Origin of the sequence: Ideonella alba, from assembly GCF_018069845.1 — a bacterium.
In the GTDB taxonomy this organism is placed as follows: domain Bacteria; phylum Pseudomonadota; class Gammaproteobacteria; order Burkholderiales; family Burkholderiaceae_C; genus Ideonella; species Ideonella alba.
The window spans coordinates 276,413-293,480 of the sequence record NZ_JAGQDD010000001.1 but is presented as its reverse complement, the minus strand read 5'-3'; the positions used below and the strand labels follow the sequence as shown (position 1 = coordinate 293,480).

The 17,068-nt window shown below is 71.9% G+C and carries 14 protein-coding genes; 10 read left to right on the top strand and 4 right to left on the bottom strand.

Annotation, left to right across the window (positions count from 1 at the left end; all coding sequences use genetic code 11):
• Positions 1 to 31 precede the first annotated feature (31 nt).
• Together KAK03_RS01215 and recG are read right to left on the bottom strand one after the other, a co-directional pair.
• Positions 32 to 1,612 carry a M4 family metallopeptidase gene (locus KAK03_RS01215; RefSeq protein ID WP_210851285.1) on the bottom strand — a complete coding sequence of 527 codons (1,581 nt, stop codon included), beginning with the start codon at positions 1,610 to 1,612 and terminating at the stop codon, positions 32 to 34.
• A gap of 120 nt (positions 1,613 to 1,732) precedes the next feature.
• On the bottom strand, positions 1,733 to 3,835 hold the full coding sequence (recG, locus tag KAK03_RS01210; protein WP_210851284.1) for an ATP-dependent DNA helicase RecG: 2,103 nt from the start codon (positions 3,833 to 3,835) through the stop codon (positions 1,733 to 1,735).
• A 444-nt stretch (positions 3,836 to 4,279) separates the two neighbouring features.
• On the opposite strand from recG, the gene queA reads away from it, so the two are divergent.
• Both queA and KAK03_RS01200 read left to right on the top strand, forming a co-directional pair.
• A complete protein-coding gene (queA, locus tag KAK03_RS01205) occupies positions 4,280 to 5,371 on the top strand; it encodes a tRNA preQ1(34) S-adenosylmethionine ribosyltransferase-isomerase QueA (RefSeq protein ID WP_210851282.1) in 1,092 nt (363 codons plus the stop codon).
• Positions 5,372 to 5,555: 184 nt separating this feature from the next.
• Positions 5,556 to 5,930 (top strand): c-type cytochrome, encoded by a 375-nt coding sequence (locus tag KAK03_RS01200; protein ID WP_210851280.1) that lies wholly within the window; start codon positions 5,556 to 5,558, stop codon positions 5,928 to 5,930.
• 42 nt (positions 5,931 to 5,972) lie between these two features.
• Here the strand turns inward: KAK03_RS01200 and KAK03_RS01195 are convergent, their stop codons facing one another.
• Complete coding sequence (locus tag KAK03_RS01195; RefSeq protein ID WP_210851278.1) at positions 5,973 to 6,698, bottom strand: hypothetical protein; 726 nt, start codon at positions 6,696 to 6,698, stop codon at positions 5,973 to 5,975.
• Positions 6,699 to 6,756: 58 nt separating this feature from the next.
• On the opposite strand from KAK03_RS01195, the gene KAK03_RS01190 reads away from it, so the two are divergent.
• From KAK03_RS01190 to KAK03_RS01180, 3 genes are all read left to right on the top strand, one after another.
• Positions 6,757 to 8,685 carry a M61 family metallopeptidase gene (locus tag KAK03_RS01190; RefSeq protein ID WP_210851276.1) on the top strand — a complete coding sequence of 643 codons (1,929 nt, stop codon included), beginning with the start codon at positions 6,757 to 6,759 and terminating at the stop codon, positions 8,683 to 8,685.
• A 63-nt stretch (positions 8,686 to 8,748) separates the two neighbouring features.
• Positions 8,749 to 10,716: a M61 family metallopeptidase gene (locus KAK03_RS01185; RefSeq protein WP_210851274.1), complete on the top strand. Its 1,968-nt coding sequence runs from the start codon at positions 8,749 to 8,751 to the stop codon at positions 10,714 to 10,716.
• Positions 10,713 to 11,246 (top strand): M48 family metallopeptidase, encoded by a 534-nt coding sequence (locus KAK03_RS01180; protein WP_310738433.1) that lies wholly within the window; start codon positions 10,713 to 10,715, stop codon positions 11,244 to 11,246. Before KAK03_RS01185 ends, KAK03_RS01180 begins: the two co-directional genes overlap by 4 nt.
• Here KAK03_RS01180 and KAK03_RS01175 read toward each other — a convergent pair.
• Positions 11,228 to 11,656, bottom strand: coding sequence for an acyl-CoA thioesterase (locus KAK03_RS01175; protein ID WP_210802705.1), 429 nt, complete (start codon positions 11,654 to 11,656; stop codon positions 11,228 to 11,230). The genes KAK03_RS01180 and KAK03_RS01175 overlap by 19 nt on opposite strands.
• Before the next feature lie 32 nt (positions 11,657 to 11,688).
• Here KAK03_RS01175 and KAK03_RS01170 point away from each other — a divergent pair, with 32 nt between their 5' ends.
• The 5 genes from KAK03_RS01170 (at position 11,689) to KAK03_RS01150 (ending at position 17,062) form a co-directional block, all read left to right on the top strand.
• The gene (locus KAK03_RS01170; RefSeq protein WP_210851272.1) at positions 11,689 to 12,582 is read left to right on the top strand and encodes a LysR family transcriptional regulator; all 894 of its coding nucleotides are present in this window, start codon (positions 11,689 to 11,691) and stop codon (positions 12,580 to 12,582) included.
• Between the two features lie 116 nt (positions 12,583 to 12,698).
• Entirely contained in the window at positions 12,699 to 14,111 is a 1,413-nt protein-coding gene (gene tcuA, locus KAK03_RS01165) for an FAD-dependent tricarballylate dehydrogenase TcuA (RefSeq protein WP_210851270.1), read from the top strand.
• On the top strand, positions 14,098 to 15,258 hold the full coding sequence (tcuB, locus tag KAK03_RS01160; RefSeq protein ID WP_210851268.1) for a tricarballylate utilization 4Fe-4S protein TcuB: 1,161 nt from the start codon (positions 14,098 to 14,100) through the stop codon (positions 15,256 to 15,258). The genes tcuA and tcuB overlap by 14 nt, the downstream gene beginning before the upstream one ends.
• A 19-nt stretch (positions 15,259 to 15,277) precedes the next feature.
• Positions 15,278 to 16,243: a Bug family tripartite tricarboxylate transporter substrate binding protein gene (locus KAK03_RS01155; protein ID WP_210851266.1), complete on the top strand. Its 966-nt coding sequence runs from the start codon at positions 15,278 to 15,280 to the stop codon at positions 16,241 to 16,243.
• 27 nt (positions 16,244 to 16,270) lie between these two features.
• Positions 16,271 to 17,062 (top strand): substrate-binding domain-containing protein, encoded by a 792-nt coding sequence (locus tag KAK03_RS01150; protein WP_210851265.1) that lies wholly within the window; start codon positions 16,271 to 16,273, stop codon positions 17,060 to 17,062.
• The last annotated feature ends 6 nt before the right edge of the window (positions 17,063 to 17,068 follow it).

Sequence of the window (17,068 nt, the reverse complement as noted above, 5' to 3'; positions counted from 1 at the left end):
AAGGCGGCGTTGACGTGGCCGGCGAGGCCGATCAGTTGCGGTTCACGGCCGACCAGGCCGCGGCCACCGCGGCTTCCTCGGCCGAGCCGATGCCGTACAGCTCCTGCGCGGCCGCGATCGTGTGGGTGCGCGCGGCGGCGAAGGTTTCGCTGGCGGTGAACTTGGTGGTCAGCGCGCGGTACCAGATCTTCTCGGCCTTGGCGCGACCGATGCCGGCGACCGTGCCGTTGCCGGTGGCCACGCGGGTGCCGCTGGTGCAGGTCTTGGACGGCACGCCGTTGGTGGTGCCTTCGGCCAGCAGGAAGAAGAAGTGGTTGGCCACGCCCGACGAGTAGTGCACGTCGATGTTGCCCACGCCGCTGTACCAGCAATCGGACGAGGCACCGTCGGCGCTGGGCTGGATCATCGTGCGCAGGTAGGCGCGCGGGGCGATCGAGATCTCCTCGCCGATCAGGTAGTCGCCCGGGTCATTGCCGTTGGCCGCGTAGTACTCGACCATGGTGCCGAAGATGTCCGAGGTGCCCTCGTTCAGGCCACCCGACTCGCCCGAGTAGATCAGGCCGGCGGTGCGGCTGGTCACGCCGTGGGTCATCTCGTGGCCCGCCACGTCCAGCGAGACCAGCGGGTTGAAGCCCGGGTAGCTGCCGCTGCCGTCGCCATAGGTCATGCAGTAGCAGCCATCGCTCCAGAAGGCGTTGTTGTAGCTGCTGGAGTAATGCACGCGCGAGCGGGCCGGGGTGCCGGCGCCGTCGATGCCGCTGCGGCCATGCACGTTCAGGTAGTAGTCCCAGGTCATCGCCATGCCGTAGTGGGCATCAGCGGCGGCGGACTGGGTGTTGGTCTTGAGGTTGGTGCCCCAGATGTTGTCGGCGTCGGTCATCGTGGATTCGACGCCGGTGCCGTTGTTCATCGTCACCGTGTACTGCTTGCCGCGGGTCAGGTCCTTCAGCTCGAACTTCGTGCCGGCCTTGTTGCCCTTGGTGTTCAGCACCACGTCACCCGAGTACAGCGTCTTGCCGGTGCCGACATAGGCCTTGGTGTGCACGGTGTCCCACTGGTCGACGACCTTGCCGCTGTCGGCGTGGACGATCAGGCGGGCCTGGCTGGGCGTGCCGTCGCGCTGCACGCCGTCCACCGCCACTTCCCAGGCCAGGTGCGGCACGTCGCCGCGCGCATAGACCACCAGGCGCTGGCCGCTGACCTGGCCCTGCAGGTGCTTGAAGGCCTTCAGCGCGCGCGACGACGCGGCGCCGGCCGACAGCGCCGGCGTGGTGCTCAGCGCCAGCGGACGCTGCAGCGTCTGGATCACGCCATGCAGCGAGCCATCGGGATGGCTGCGCACGATCAGGTCACCGGCGATGACCGGCAGGCCCTTGTACTGACGGTCCAGGCGCACATGCTCGGTACCGTCGGCATCGACCACCACATCCTTGGCGACATAGCTGTCATCCAGCGAGGCACGGGCCCCGGTGAAGGCGCCACCGCTGAGGTGCTGCAGCGCGCGCTGCACGGCGGGGTGCGAGGCATCCGGCGCGGCGAAAGAGGTACCGGACAGGCCGACCAGGGCGGCCAGCGCCAGGGTCAGGCGGCGAAGGGCAAAGCGAGGGGTCATGGGACTTCCAGGTGGGGTCGATGTTCGTGGCATCGGCCGTGGGTTGAGAACAGACCGCTAGTCTCGCCCCGCGCTGGTGCGCCGACCACCCCCCTGTTCTAGGCATGTGCAGTGCGCCCATCAGGCCTTCATGAACTCCGCCGCCGCGCCCAGCCAGCGCCGCACCTGGGCGGCGGCCACGGCCGGGTGCTGTTCCAGCAGGCGCGGGGCGTGGCGGCGGGCAGCGGCCAGCAGCGGGGCGTCCTCGGCCAGGTCGGCGAAGCGCAGCAGCGCGTCGCCCGACTGGCGCTGGCCCATGAATTCGCCGGGGCCGCGCAGTTCCAGGTCGCGGCGGGCGATCTCGAAGCCGTCGGTGGTCTCGGCCATGGCCTTCAGCCGCGACTTGCCGGTCTCGGACAGCGGCTGGCTGAACAGCAGTACGCACACACTCTCCACCGAACCCCGTCCCACCCGGCCGCGCAACTGGTGCAGCTGGGCCAGGCCGAAGCGCTCGGCGTGCTCGATCACCATCAGGCTGGCATTGGGCACGTCCACGCCCACCTCGATCACCGTGGTGGCCACCAGCACGGCCAACTCGCCGGCGGCGAAGCGCGCCATCACCGCTGCCTTCTCGGCAGGCGCCAGGCGGCCGTGCAGCAGGCCCACGCCAATGCCGGCCAGCGCCTCGGACAGCTGGGCGTGGGTCTCGGTCACGTTGGCCAGCTCGGCCATCGACTTGCCGCTCAGGTCCTCGGCCTCGCTGGCCTCGACCAGCGGGCAGACCCAGTAGACCTGCCGCCCCTTGGCCACCTCGTCGCGGATGCGGCCGATCACCTCCTCGCGGCGCGACTCGGCGAAGACGCGGGTGACGATCGGGCTGCGGCCGGGTGGCAGCTGGTCAATCGTGGAGACCTCCAGGTCGGCGTAGTAGGTCATCGCCAGCGTGCGCGGGATCGGCGTGGCGCTCATCATCAGCAGGTGCGGCTCCAGCGCGCCTCCGTCCGGCAGGTCCTGGCGCAGCTTGTGGCGCAGCGCCAGGCGCTGGGCCACACCGAAGCGGTGCTGCTCGTCGACAATGGCCAGGCCCAGGCGCTCGAAGTGCACGTCGTCCTGGATCACCGCATGGGTGCCCACCACCAGGCGCGCGCGGCCCTCGGCGATGGCCGCCAGCTGCTCGCGCCGGACCTTGCCCTTGCGGCTGCCGCTGAGCCAGGCCACCTGCAGGCCCAGCGGCTCCAGCCACTGCACCAGCTTCTTGAAGTGCTGCTCGGCCAGGATCTCGGTGGGCGCCATCAGCGCGCACTGCCAGCCGGCGTCGATGGCCACCGCCGCGGCCAGCGCGGCCACCACCGTCTTGCCGGCGCCCACGTCGCCCTGCAGCAGGCGGTGCATGGGCTGGGGGCGGGCGATGTCGGCGGCGATCTCCTCGGCCACGCGGCGCTGGGCGTCGGTCAGGCCCCAGGGCAGCGCGGCCAGCAGGCCGTCGCGCACGCCGCCGGGGCGTACGGCCAGCTCGGGCGCGCGCAGCCGGGCACGCTCGCGCCGGGCCTGCTGCTGGCTGAGCTGCTGGGCCAGCAGCTCCTCGTACTTCAGGCGCTGCCAGGCGGGGTGGCTGTGGTCCTCCAGCGTGGCCAGCGGCGTGCCGGGCGGCGGGTGGTGCAGGAATTCCAGCGCCGCGCGCAAGCTGGGCAGCTTCGGCGGCACGGCGTCGGGCGGCAGCAGCTCGCGCAGATCGGCGCGCTGCAGGCCGCCGGCCACCGCCTTGCGCAGGTAGGCCTGCGGCAGCTGGGCACTGGCGGGGTAGACCGGGGTCAGCGCCTGCGGCAGCGCGTCGCCCGGTTCGGCCACGCGCACCTGCGGGTGCACCATCTCGCGGCCGAAGAAGCCGTGGCGCAGCTCGCCGCGCACGCGCAGGCCAATGCCCGGCGCCCAGGCCTTCTGCTGCGAGGGGTAGAAATGCAGGAAGCGCAGCAGCAGCTCGTCGCCGGCCTCGTCGCGGCAGCGCAGCACCAGCTGGCGGCGGCTGCGCTGCTCGACCTGGCTGTGCTGCACCGTGACCTGCACCTGCACCGTCTCGCCCGCGCGGGCCTGGGCCAGCGGGGTCAGGCGGGTCTCGTCCTCGTAGCGCAGCGGCAGGTGCAGCGCCAGCGCCAGCGGCGTGTCCAGGCCCAGGCGCTGCAGCGCGCGCGCCGGCCCGCTGAGGGCGGCAGGGGCGGGGGCGGGGGCGGGGGCCGGCGTGACCATGGGGTGATTGTGGCGGTGTGCGCTGCTCTGCGCGTCTGTCGGTCGGCGGCCGCAGTGGCCCGGTCCGCTGCCCAATTCGCCACGGCCTGAGGACCTTCCCCTAGGCCGGCCACCCCGCCGCAGCAGACAATCAGATCTGACGCGCACTCCCGCGCCGTCTGCTGCCCTGAATCCTGCCCACCACCATGCGCCTCATTGCCCGTTTTCTGCTGCTGCTGTCGCTGGTGCTGGGTCTGAGCCTGGCCTTTGCCTGGGCCTGGGACCGCAACGACCCCGACGCCCCGGCCGCCGCGATCCGCTGAGTCGGCCCGGCAGGGCCCCGGGTGGGCCTGCCGCGCACGGTCAAGGGGCCCGACAACGGCCCTGCGCCGCCCAGGGCTGGCGTGGTGCATGGAACAATCGGTGTCTTCCGAGATCCTTGAAGGCCGGTACAGCCTGCAAGCCATGCCCTCTTCTGCCCTGCACCCCCACGGTCGGCCCTTCCAGCTGGCCGATTTCGACTTCCACCTGCCCGCCGAGCTGATCGCCCAGCACCCGGCCCCGGAGCGCAGCGCCTCGCGCCTGCTCGACGGCACCGGGCTGCTGCCGGTGGACCGCGTGTTCCGCGCGCTGCCCACGCTGCTGCGGCCAGGCGACCTGCTGGTCTTCAACGACACCCGGGTGCTCAAGGCCCGCCTGTTCGGCGAGAAGCCCACCGGTGGCGCGGTCGAGGCGCTGGTCGAGCGCCTGCTGCCCAGCACCGACGCGCGCCACGGCGAGATGCTGGCCCACCTGCGCGCCAGCAAGTCGCCGCGCGAGGGCAGCACGGTGCGCTTCGGCGGCGCCGACGGCTTCGACGCCCTGGTCCTGGGCCGCGCCGGCCCCGACGGCAGCCTGTTCCACCTGCGCGTCGAAGGCGACCCGCTGGTGCTGCTGGAGCGCCACGGCCATGTGCCGCTGCCGCCCTACATCACCCACGACGATGCGCCCGAGGACGCCGAGCGCTACCAGACCGTCTTCGCCCGCCAGCCCGGCGCGGTGGCCGCGCCCACCGCGGCGCTGCACTTCGATGAAGGCGTGCTGGCGGCGCTGGCGGCGGCCGGCGTCGCGCGCGCGCATGTGACGCTGCATGTGGGGGCCGGCACCTTCCAGCCGGTGCGCACCGAGAACCTGTCCGAACACCGCATGCACAGCGAGTGGTACGACGTGCCGCAGACCACGGTGGAGGCCATCGCCGCCTGCCGCGCGCGCGGCGGCCGCGTGGTGTCGGTGGGCACGACCACGCTGCGGGCGCTGGAGTCCGCGGCGCGCCATGCGGGCCGCGGCGGCCTGGCCCAGGCGGTCAGCGGCGAGACCGACATCTTCATCACGCCGGGCTTCCACTTCCAGGTAGTGGACGTGCTGCTGACCAATTTCCACCTGCCCAAGAGCACGCTGATGATGCTGGTCAGCGCCTTCGCCGGCTACCCGCAGGTGATGGCGCTGTACCGCCACGCGATCGAGACCGGCTACCGCTTCTTCAGCTACGGCGACGCGATGTTGCTGCAGCGCGCCTGACGGTCAGGGCGCCCGATCTGCTGTCGCGCGCTGGCGCAGCCGTCGCGCCGACGCTGCGCGCCAGGTGTGCCAGGGTGTTCCATCCTGGCAAAAGCGCCAGCAGTCTTGACGAGGCTCAACTCTGCTGGCGCGCCGGCTCCCAAGATGCGGTCCAAGGGTTCACCGCTATCAAAAGGAGTCCACCATGCTGCGCACCCCGCACCTGATCGCCCTCGCTGCCGCGCTCGTCGCCGGCCCGGCCCTGGCCGCCGGCAATGACGACGCCATGCTCAAGCTGGCCAACACCAGTGGCTGCCTGACCTGCCACCACATCGATCCGGGCGGCAAGGGCCCGGACGGGCTGGCCCCGATCGGCCCGGCCTGGAAGGATGTGGCCGCGAAGTACAAGGGCCAGAAGGACGCCCAGAAGACCCTCACCGCCACGGTGATGGCCGGCTCCAACCCCTACGAGAGCCACTGGAAGGGCAAGGTCAGCGGCCTGGCCATGCCGCCCAACAAGGTGGCGATCACCGAAGCCGACGCGTCCAAGCTGGTCAGCTGGATCCTGCAGCTCAAGTGAGCCTGGGCGGCTGTCGGCCCTGGCCGACGGCCGCGCTGCAGTTCAGTCGACGCGCACGCAGCGCTCGCGCTGCTGCGCGGGCAGGTTCTGTCCGCCCACCTGCAGGCTGACGCCCCGGCGCACGTAGATCTGGTCGCCCTGGCGCAGCAGCGTGCCGGGCAGCGCCTCGGTGATCTGGCCGCTGGGCAGTTGCAGCTCGGCCGGCCCGCTGATGCGCTGCAGCGGCACCGCCTTGCCGGTGACCAGGGCCTGCACCGGCACGCTGTCGCTGGCGCGGCCGCTTTGCTGCACCAGCCACTGCGACCAGCGCCGGATCGCGGCGCGGCGCTCGTCGGGCGTGCGGCCCAGTTCGGCCGGGAAGCTGTTGCCTTGCATCAGGCTGCGGGTCTCGGCGTCGCACACGCCCATCAGCATGCCGGCCAGCTGGGTCTCGGCCAGCTTGTGCTCGGGCTGCTGCTGCAGGGCCTGGCGGAAGCAGGCGCGGATCGGCGCCCAGGCCGGGCCTTCCGGATCGGTCTGGGGCAAGGGGCAGGGCGGGCCGTTGAGGGTGAGCTTGGCCGTGGCCGGTCCGACCAGCGGCACCGCCGAGGGCTTGGGGTTGGTCAGCACCGCACCGTTGTCGCAGCGCACCGCGCTGTCGGAGTAGGTGGGCGTGCCGCCGCCGTCGCAGCGGTAGATGGTGGCGCCGCGCGGCGCTTCGTCCGCTGCTGCCGCCGACACGGACGCGGCCAGCAGCGCCAGAGGCAGGAACCGGGGAGCAGCGAACATCCGGTCATGATGCCTCAAACCGGCCGGGATCCGGCGCCGGCTCGGGTATCGTCGCGTGATGACCTCGCCCTGGAACGCTGTGCGGCGGCTGCTGGCCGCCACCTTGTGGATGGCGCTGGCGGCCCAGGCTGCCCTGGGGGCACCGATGCGCCTGGCCGTGGACGCCACCGACCTGGATCGCCGCGTGCTGCGCGTGCAGCAGCAGATCGACGTCGATCGGCCCGGCCCGCTGACCCTGCGCTACGCCCGCTACCTGCCCGGCGGCCACGGGCCCTACGGTGACGTCACCCGCCTGGCCGGCCTGCGCGTGCAGGCCGGCCAACAGGCGCTGGCCTGGCGCCGCGTGGCCGGCGACCCCTTCGCCTTCCTGATCGACGTGCCGCCGGGCGTGTCGACGCTGGAGCTGGACTTCCAGTACCTGGCGCCGGTGCGCGGCAGTGGCGAGCGCATCAGCATCACGCCGGCGCTGCTGGGCATCGAGTGGGAGACGGTGCTGCTCTATGTCGACGGACGGGCGGTCGATGCCCAGCGCATCACGCCGCGGCTGCGCCTGCCCGCGGGCTGGCAGGAGGCCAGCGCGCTGCGCGACGCCGCCGGCCAGCGCGCCGAGCCTGATGCCCGCGGCTGGCGACAGTACCGCGAGATGTCGGTCGAGACCCTGGTGGATTCGCCCTTGTTCGCCGGCCGCCACCTGCAGCGCCATGCGCTGGACGACACGCCCGGCGCGCCCCCGGTCAGCCTGGCCCTGCTGGCCGATGAGCCGGGGGCGCTGAGCGCCACGCCCGCACAGCTGGCCGCCCACCGCGCGCTGGTCACGCAGGCCGACCGCCTGTTCGGCGGCATGCGGCCCTTTCGCCACTACGAGCTGATGCTGGCGCTGTCCGACGATTTCGGCGGCATGGGCCTGGAGCACCACGAGTCCAGCGAGAACGCGCTGCGCCCCGACTACTTCAAGGACTGGCCCGACGCGATCCGCGGCCGCGAGCTGCTGCCGCACGAATACGTGCACAGCTGGAACGGCAAGGCCCACCGCCCGGCCGACCTGCTGACGCCCGATTACCACCAGCCCATGGGCACCTCGCTGCTGTGGGTCTACGAGGGCCTGACCGAGTACTGGGGCCATGTGCTGGCCGCGCGCGCCGGCCTGTCCACGCCCGAGCAGGCGATGGACCGCCTGGCCACCACCGTGGCCGAGGTGCAGGCGCGCGCCGGCCGCCGCTGGCGTGCGCTGGCCGACACCCAGATCGACCCGGCGATCGGCCCCGGCCACACCCGCGAATGGGAGGACCAGCAGCGCCTGCAGGACTACTACGACGAGGGCCTGCTGCTGTGGCTGGAGGCCGACCTGGCCATCCGCCAGGCCAGCGGCGGCCAGCGCTCGCTGGACGACTTCGCACGCGCGTTCCATGGCCGCGCGCCGGGCCGCCACGCCGATGGCTCGATCCGCCCGCAGCCCTACACCGAGGACGCGCTGATCGCCGCGCTGACCGCCGTGCAGCCGCTGGACTGGCGGCGTTTCCTGCGCGAGCGCCTGGACCAGCCCGGCCGCGACGCCGCGCTGGCCCTGACGCACAGCGGCTGGTCCCTGGGCTGGCAGGCCGAGGAGAGCCGCTTCCAGCAGCACGAACGCGGCTGGGAGGGCGACTCGGGCACCGAGCGCCCGCAGAACCTGGCCCATTCGCTGGGCCTGCGCGTCATCGGCAACGGCACGCTGACCCAGGTCTTCTGGGGCAGCCCCGCCTATGCGGCCGGCCTGACCAAGGGCATGACGCTGCTGGCGGTCAACGACCTGGCCTACAAGCCCGAGCGCCTGGATGCCGCGCTGCGCGCCAACACCGGAGGCGAAGCGCCGCTGCGCCTGCTGGTCAAGGACGGTGAGCGCTACCGCAGCGTGACGATCGACTGGCGCCAGGGAGCGCGCCACCCGGTGCTGCAGCGCCTGCAGGCGCAGACCGACGGGCTGTCGGCCATCTACCGTCCGCGCTGACCCCGGCGCAGACGCGCCCGGCCCTGAGGTATGGTCGCGCTTCCTTCCACGGACGCCCGACCCATGCCCCGCATCCTCGCCCACAAGGCCAGCCTGCGCGCTGTCCTGGCGGCCGCGCTGACCGCGCTGGCCACCACCGCCGCCCCACCGGCGGCCATCGCCGCCGCCCCCACCTCGCCCGGCCCCTGGCCCGGCACGATCACGCTGGCGGTGGACGCCACCGACCTGGACCGCCAGATCCAGCGCGTCACCCAGACGCTGCCGGTGCCCGGCCCCGGGCCGCTGACGCTGCACTACCCGCGCTTCCTGCCCGGCACCCACGGCCCCTATGGCGATGTGGCCCAGCTGGCCGGGCTGCAGATCAGCGCCGGCGAGCGCCGGATCGAGTGGCGCCGCGACACGCTGGACCCCTACGCCTTCCTGATCGACGTGCCTGCCGGCGTGCGCGAGCTGACGCTGCGCTACGAGCACCTGGCACCGCAGAACAGCAGCCAGGGCCGACCGACGATGACGCGCCAGATACTGGGGGTGCAGTGGAACCAGACCCTGCTCTACCCCACGCGCGTGCCCGCCGCCGCGGTGCGCGTGCAGGCGCAGGTGAAGCTGCCCGAGGGCTGGCAGGCCGCCACCGCGCTGCGCGACGCGCAGGGCCGGGTGGCCCAGGCCGATGGCCAGGGCTGGGTGCGCTTTGCGCCGGTGTCGGTGGAGACGCTGGTCGACTCGCCGCTGTTCGCCGGCCGCCATGCGAAGCGGGTGGAACTCGACCCGCCCGGCACGCCGCGCCCGGTGGCGCTGAACCTGCTGGCCGACGAGCCTGGCCTGCTGGACGCCAGCGACGCCCAGCTGGAGGCCCACCGCCGCCTGGTGCAGCAATCCGACCGCCTGTTCGGTGCGCGCCACTGGCGCCAGTACGACTTCCTGCTGGCGCAGTCGAAGCACTTCGGCGGCATCGGCCTGGAGCACCACGAGTCCAGCGAGAACGGCGTGCGCCCGGGCTACTTCAAGGACTGGGACAAGGCGATCGCCGCGCGCGAGCTGCTGCCGCACGAGTACGTGCACTCCTGGAACGGCAAGTTCCGCCGCCCCGCTGACCTGCTGACGCCGCACTACAACGTGCCGATGCAGAACAGCCTGCTGTGGGTCTACGAGGGCATGACCCAGTACTGGGGCCATGTGCTGACCGCCCGCTCGGGCCTGGCCACGCCCGAGCAGTCGCGCGATGCGCTGGCCTACGTGGCCGCGTACCTGGATGCGCGCGCCGGCCGCACCTGGCGCAACCTGCAGGACACCACCAACGAGGGCACGATCCGCAGCAGCCGCGACAAGGCCTGGCGCGACTGGCAGCGCAGCGTCGACTACTACGACGAGGCCACGCTGATCTGGCTGGACGCCGACACGCTGATCCGCGAGAAGAGCGGCGGCGCGAAGTCGCTGGACGATTTCGCCAAAGCCTTCTTCGGCGTGCCCACCGGCTTCCGGCCCGATGGCAGCATCGCGCCCCTGCCCTACACCTTCGACGAGGTGGTGGCCGCGCTGAACGCGGTGCAGCCGCACGACTGGGCCGGCTTCCTGCGCCAGCGCCTGGACAGCCACGGTCCTGGCGCACCGCTCGACGGCCTGGCCCGCGGCGGCTGGACGCTGGGCTGGAGCAGCACCGAAAGCCCCTTCGCGAAGAACGCCCCGTCGCGCGACGGCAAACCGCGCCCAGCCGACTTCCGCTGGTCGCTGGGGCTGATGGTCACGCACGAGGGCAAGCTCGAGCAGGTGGCCTGGGACAGCCCCGCGTTCAAGGCCGGCCTGGCGCCGGGCCTGACGCTGCTGGCGGTGAACCTGCAGGCCTACACCAGCGAGCGCCTGGCGCAGGCGATCGACGCCAACCGGGACGGCCGCGCGCCGATCCAGCTGCTGCTCAAGGAGGACGATCTCTACCGCCTGGTGACGATCGACTGGCGCGGCGGCCAGCGTTTCCCGGTGCTGCAGCGCGCGGACGGACAGCCCGACCGCCTGTCGGCGATCTACAGCGCCCGGTGAGCGCGCCCGCCGCCCTGCCCGCCAAGGCGCTGGCGCCGCTGGGCGGCTACCCGCCCGAGCTGATCGCCCAGGTCACGCCCACGCTGCTGGCCGGGCAGATGCACGCGCTGCTGCAGCGGCGCTACGCCGAGGCGCACGCGGTGCGCGACGACCGCGCGCTGTTCGACTTCGTCAACGAGCGCAAGCAGCGCTTCCTGCGCAACGCGCCGCCGATCGCCCGCATCGCCTATGACGCCAAGATCCGCCTGCTGCAGCAGGCGCTGGGCACCCACACCCGGCGCACGCAGGTGCAGGGCGGTCAGCTGAAGTCGCGCCGCGAGATCCGCATCGCCACGCTGTTCCGCGACCTGCCCGCGGCCTTCCTGGAGATGATCGTCGTGCACGAGCTGGCCCACCTGAAGGAGCCCGAGCACGACAAGGCCTTCTACAGCCTGTGCACCCACATGCTGGGCGACTACCACCAGCGCGAGTTCGACCTGCGCCTGTGGCTGGCGGCCGACGTGCTGAAGGATCAGACCGCCAGCAGCTGAGCCCGCACGGCCGGCGGAATGTCCACCGGCTTGCGTGTGGCGCGGTCGATGAAGACGATGCCGCTCTGGCCGCGCGCCACCGGCCGGCCGCTGGCCTCGTCGCTCATCTGGAAGGCCAGCGCGAAGCCGCAGCGCGCGAACTCCACCGGCTGCATGCGGATGCGCATGGTCTCGCCATGGAAGCCCTCGCTCTGGTACTGCGCCTGCAGCTCGGCCACGACGATCGGGCAGCCGCCCACATCGCCCTCGCGCCAGCCCAGCGCGCGAAAGAAGCGCAGGCGCGCCTCCGACACCAGCGTGATGAGCTGCGCGTTGTCCAGATGCCCGCCCTGGTTGACGTGGCTGATGTAGATCTGCACGGCGGTCTCGAAACCGAAGCGCTCGGGGGGCTGAAGCTGAAGTCGGGGCATGGACCGATTTTCGCGCGCCGTAAGATCGGTGCATGAAGGTCGATTTCGATGGCGTGCAGGCCTTCGTGGCGGTGGCCGAGCTGGGCGGCTTCAGCCGCGCGGCACGCGAGCTGCACCTCACGCAGACCGCGCTGACCCGGCGCGTGCAGAAGCTCGAGGCCTACCTGGGCCTGAAGCTGCTGGACCGCACCACGCGGCGCGTCGCGCTGAGCACCGTGGGCCGCGAGTTCCTGCCGCAGGCGCGCGCGCTGGTGCAGGACATGACCAGCGCCGTCGAGCGCTTGAAGGACATGTCGCGCAGCGGCAGCGGCCAGCTGGCGCTGGCCTGCATCCCCTCGATGAGCTCGCACGTGCTGCCCGGCCTGATCCGCCAGTACGCGCAGGCACACCCGGACAACCGCATCCGGCTGCACGACGGCTCGTCCACCGAGGTGCGCCAGGCGGTGCTGGACGGCCAGGCCGACCTGGGCATCGCGCTGCATGGCGAGCCGCACCCCGACCTGGAGGAGCGGCGGCTGTTCAGCGACCCGCTGGTGTTCCTGTGCCGCACGCCGCATCCGCTGGAGCAGGCGGCCGAGGTGCGCTGGAGCGACCTGCGTGACACCGAGCTGATCGGCGTGAGCAGCTTCATGGCCACGCGCATCTTCATGGACTACCAGCTGGCCAAACGCGGCATCCGGCTGCAGGGCCGCTATGAGGTGCAGCACCACGCCACGGCGATCAACCTGGTGGCCGCCGGCGTGGGCGCGGCCATCCTGCCCTCGTCCACCTTCCAGCCGGGCGACCGGCCCGGCGTGCGCAAGATTCCATTGACGCACCCGGTGGTGCGGCGCCAGGTGGTGCTGCTGCAGCGGCGCGAGCAGGCGCTGTCGCCGGCGGCGCTGGCCTTCAGAAAGCTGATCGAGCAGGCGCTCTTCAAGCCCTGAACCGGCGGGTCGGCCATTGATGCCCAGATCGCAATAATCGATCCGTCTTTTTCATTTCACGAATCAATCGCCGGTTTCCACAATCGCCCCCTGTTTCATCGGCTGTGGGGCGGTTCATGGGCACGGACGTGCTGGTCATCGGTGGGGGCAATGCGGCCCTGTGCGCGGCGCTGACGGCGCGCGAGGCGGGTGCGCGCGTGCTGCTGCTGGAAGCCGCGCCGCGCGACCTGCGCGGCGGCAACTCGGCCCACACCCGCAACCTGCGCTGCATGCACGACGCGCCGCAGGACGTGCTGGTCGACGCCTACCCCGAAGAAGAGTACTGGCAGGACCTGCTGAAGGTCACCGGCGGGCGCACCAACGAGGCGCTGGCGCGGCTGGTGATCCGCGCCTCGTCCACCTGCCGCGGCTGGATGCAGCGCCACGGCGTGCGCTTCCAGCCGCCGCTGTCGGGCGCACTGCATGTGGCGCGCACCAACGCCTTCTTCATGGGCGGTGGCAAGGCCCTGGTCAACGCCTACTACCGCAGCGCCGAGCGCCTAGGCGTGCAGGTGCGCTACGACACGCCGGTGCAGCGCCTGGAGTTGCAGGACGGCCGCTTCGTCGCCGCCTGGGCCGGCGGTGAGCGCATCGAGGCCGCCAGCTGCGTGCTGGCCGCCGGTGGTTTCGAGTCCAACCGCGACTGGCTGCGCGAGGCCTGGGGGCGCAACGCGCGCGGCGAGTGGCCGGCCGACCAGTTCCTGATCCGCGGCACGCGCTTCAACCAGGGCACGCTGCTGCGCCACCTGATCGACGAGCAGCACGCCGACGCGATCGGCGACGCCACCCAGGCCCACATGGTGGCGATCGACGCCCGCGCGCCGCTGTACGACGGTGGCATCTGCACCCGCATCGACTGCGTCAGCCTGGGCGTGGTGCTCAACCGCGACGGCGAGCGCTTCTACGACGAGGGCGAGGACTTCTGGCCCAAGCGCTACGCGATCTGGGGCCGGCTGGTGGCCCACCAACCGGGGCAGACCGCCTGGTCGGTGATCGACGCCAAGGCCGTGGGCCGCTTCATGCCGCCGGTCTTTCCCGGCGTGGTGGCCGACAGCCTGCCCGAGTTGGCGCGCCGCCTGGGCCTGCCCGAGGACCGCTTCATGCAGACCCTGGACGACTACAACCGCGCCTGCCGCCCCGGGCGCTTCGACCACACCGTGCTCGACGACTGCGCCACCGAGGGCCTGGCGCCCGCCAAGAGCCACTGGGCCCGCCCGATCGACACGCCGCCCTTCTACGGCTACGCGCTGCGCCCCGGCGTGACCTTCACCTACCTGGGCCTGCGCACCGACGAGACCGCCGCGGTGCGCTTTGCCGACCAGCCCAGCCCCAACCTGTTCGTGGCCGGCGAGATGATGGCCGGCAACGTGCTGGGCCAGGGCTACACCGCGGGCGTGGGCATGTCGATCGGCACGGCGTTTGGCCGCATCGCCGGTGAGCGCGCCGCGGCCGCAGCCCGGACGCAGGAGGTGCGCCATGCAGCCGCTTGAGTCGCTGGCCGCGCAGGCCGTGGCGCTGGCCGAGGGCACGCCCACGCCCGAAGCCGAGGTGGCGCGGGTGATGCAGATCTGCAATGCCTGCCGCTATTGCGAGGGCTTCTGCGCCGTCTTCCCGGCAATGACCTACCGGCTGCGCTTCGAGCCGGCCGACGCCCACTACCTGGCCAACCTGTGCCACAACTGCGGCGCCTGCCTGCACGCCTGCCAGTACGCGCCGCCGCACGAATTTGCCGTCAATGTGCCGCGGGCGATGGCCCAGGTGCGGCAGCGCACCTATGCGGTCAACGCCTGGCCAGCCGCGCTGGGCCGCGCGTACGAGCGCAACGGCCTGGTGCTGTCGCTGGCGCTGGCCGCCGCGCTGGCGCTGGTGCTGGCGATCGCGGTGGTGCTGGGCGGCGGGCTGCAGGTGCCCACCGGCGCCGGCTTCTACGCGGTGCTGCCGCATGGCCTGCTGGTGGCGCTGTTCGCGCCGGTGCTGGGCTTTGCGGCGCTGTCGCTGGCAATCGGCGTGCGCCGCTTCTGGCGCCAGGCCACGCCGGTCAGCAGCGGCCTGCCGCTGGGTGCCGACGCGGCGCGCGAAGCCACCGGCCAGGCGCTGGTGCTGCGCTACCTGGACGGCGGCCATGGCGAGGGCTGCCACAACGCCGACGACGCCTGGACCCACGCGCGCCGGCGCTTCCACCACCTGACCTTCTACGGCTTCATGCTGTGCTTTGCGGCCACCGCGGTGGCCACGCTCTACCACTACGCCTTCGGCTGGCACGCACCCTATGCCTGGCCGGCGCTGCCCAAGCTGCTGGGCGTGCCCGGCGGCGTGGCGCTGACCGTGGGCACGGCCGGGCTGGGCTGGCTGCACCTGCGGCGTCACCCGATGCACGGCGATCCGGCGCAGCGACCGATGGACCTGGGCTTCATCGCCCTGCTGTTCCTGGTGGCCAGCAGCGGCCTGGGCCTGTGGCTGGCCGGCGCCAGCGCGGCCATGCCGTGGTGGCTCTGCGTGCACCTGGGTGCGGTGCTGGCCCTGTTTGCCACCCTGCCCTGCGGCAAGTTCGCCCATGGTCTCTACCGCACCGCCGCGCTGCTGCGCGCTGCGGTGGAGCGCCGCCAACCCAACCCCGTCGGCCTGGGCGCCGACTGACGACCCCAAGGAGACACCCATGAACCGCCGACCTCTGCTGGCCACCCTGGCCATCGCGCTGATGCCACTGTGCGGCCAGGCGCAGGACCTGCCCGCCAAGAAGAACCTCACCATCGTCGTCGGCTTCGCCGCCGGCGGCGCGGCCGACACTGCCGCGCGCATCATCGGCAAGAAGCTGGCCGACAACACCGGCTTCACCGTGGTGATCGACAACAAGGCCGGCGCCGGCGGCAACATCGCGCACCAGTTCGCCGCCACCGGCCCGGCCGATGGCTCGGTGCTGCTGTTCGGCTCGGTGGGGCCGCTGGCGATCGCGCCGCACCTGATGAAGCTGCCCTACGACCCGGTCAAGGACCTGGCACCGGTGACCATGGGCGTGAACTTCCCCAACGTGCTGGTGGTGCACAGCGGGCTGAAGATCAGGACCTTTGCCGAGTTCATCGATTTCGCGCGCAAGAACCCCGGCAAGCTCGACTACGCCTCCACCGGCGCCGGCTCGGCCTCGCACCTGGCGGGTGAGCTGATGGACGACATGGCCAAGATCGACACCGTCCACATCCCCTACAAGGGCGGCGCACCGGCGCTGCAGGACCTGCTGGGCGGCCGCGTGGCGGCCTATTACTCGACGCTGTCCACCGCACAGCAGCACATCGACGCCGGCAAGCTGATCCCGCTGGCGGTGACCGGTGCCAAGCGCATTCCGCAGCTGCCCAACGTGCCCACCATCGCCGAGTCGGGCTTCCCCGGCTACCTGGCCACCAACTGGTACGCCTTCGTGGCCTCGTCCAAGGTGCCCAAGCCCATCCTGGACCGCTGGAACACCGAGCTGGTCAAGGTGCTGAAGTCACCCGACGTGGTGGCCGAGCTGAACCAGCACGGCATGCCGCCCGCGCCGGGCACGCGCGAGGAGCTGGCGCAGGAGATCGCTCGTGAGTCGGCGATGTGGGGCCGTGTGATCCGCGACCGCAAGATCAAGATCGACTGAGTCGTTCAACAGAACAGGAGACAAGCCATGAACACCCTGCACCGCCGCGCACTGCTGCGCCTGTCGCTGCTGGCCGGTCTGGCCCTGGCCCAGGTGGGCGCCTGGGCCGCCGAGATCCGCGTCGTCACCTCGGGCGCCTTCACCGAGGCCTACAAGCAGCTGATCCCGATCTACGAGCAGGCCACCGGCCACACCGTGATCAGCAGCTTCGGCGCCTCGATCGGCAATGCACCCGATTCCATTCCCAGCCGCTTCGCCCGTGGCGAGGTGTTCGACCTGGTGATCCTCTCCGAGGGCGGGCTGGAGGCGCTGGTCAAGGCCGGACAGGTGCAGCCCGGCTCACGGGTCGATCTGGCGCGCTCGAAGATCGGCGCCGCGGTGCGCAAGGGCACGCCCAAGCCCGACATCAGCACCGTCGAGGCGCTGAAGAAGACGCTGCTGGACGCCAAGTCGGTGGCCTACTCGGCCAGCGCCAGCGGCACCTACCTGTCGACCGAGCTGTTCCCGAAGCTGGGCGTGGCCGAGCGGCTGAAGGAGACCGGCAAGCGCATCCTCAGCGAGCGCGTGGGTGCGGTGGTGGCGCGCGGCGACGCCGAGCTGGGCTTCCAGCAGGTCAGCGAGCTGATCTACTTCAAGGAGCTGGACTTCATCGGCACCCTGCCGGACGAAGTACAGCAGACGATCTTCTTCTCTGTCGGCCTCGTCAAGGACAGCAAGCAGGCCGAGCTGGCCACGCACCTGGCGCGGTTCCTGGCCTCTGCCGCGGTGGCCGAGATCGTGCGCGCCACCGGCCTGGAGCCGGCCGCGGTGAAGCGCTGAGCGGGG

Bases quoted from the DNA above. Each gene is read 5' to 3' on its own strand.
- KAK03_RS01215 (WP_210851285.1), bottom strand. From the start codon at position 1,612: ATGACCCCTCGCTTTGCCCTTCGCCGCCTGACCCTGGCGCTGGCCGCC.
- recG (WP_210851284.1), bottom strand. From the start codon at position 3,835: ATGGTCACGCCGGCCCCCGCCCCCGCCCCCGCCCCTGCCGCCCTCAGC.
- queA (WP_210851282.1), top strand. From the start codon at position 4,280: ATGCCCTCTTCTGCCCTGCACCCCCACGGTCGGCCCTTCCAGCTGGCC.
- KAK03_RS01200 (WP_210851280.1), top strand. From the start codon at position 5,556: ATGCTGCGCACCCCGCACCTGATCGCCCTCGCTGCCGCGCTCGTCGCC.
- KAK03_RS01195 (WP_210851278.1), bottom strand. From the start codon at position 6,698: ATGTTCGCTGCTCCCCGGTTCCTGCCTCTGGCGCTGCTGGCCGCGTCC.
- KAK03_RS01190 (WP_210851276.1), top strand. From the start codon at position 6,757: ATGACCTCGCCCTGGAACGCTGTGCGGCGGCTGCTGGCCGCCACCTTG.
- KAK03_RS01185 (WP_210851274.1), top strand. From the start codon at position 8,749: ATGCCCCGCATCCTCGCCCACAAGGCCAGCCTGCGCGCTGTCCTGGCG.
- KAK03_RS01175 (WP_210802705.1), bottom strand. From the start codon at position 11,656: ATGCCCCGACTTCAGCTTCAGCCCCCCGAGCGCTTCGGTTTCGAGACC.
- KAK03_RS01170 (WP_210851272.1), top strand. From the start codon at position 11,689: ATGAAGGTCGATTTCGATGGCGTGCAGGCCTTCGTGGCGGTGGCCGAG.
- tcuA (WP_210851270.1), top strand. From the start codon at position 12,699: ATGGGCACGGACGTGCTGGTCATCGGTGGGGGCAATGCGGCCCTGTGC.
- tcuB (WP_210851268.1), top strand. From the start codon at position 14,098: ATGCAGCCGCTTGAGTCGCTGGCCGCGCAGGCCGTGGCGCTGGCCGAG.
- KAK03_RS01155 (WP_210851266.1), top strand. From the start codon at position 15,278: ATGAACCGCCGACCTCTGCTGGCCACCCTGGCCATCGCGCTGATGCCA.
- KAK03_RS01150 (WP_210851265.1), top strand. From the start codon at position 16,271: ATGAACACCCTGCACCGCCGCGCACTGCTGCGCCTGTCGCTGCTGGCC.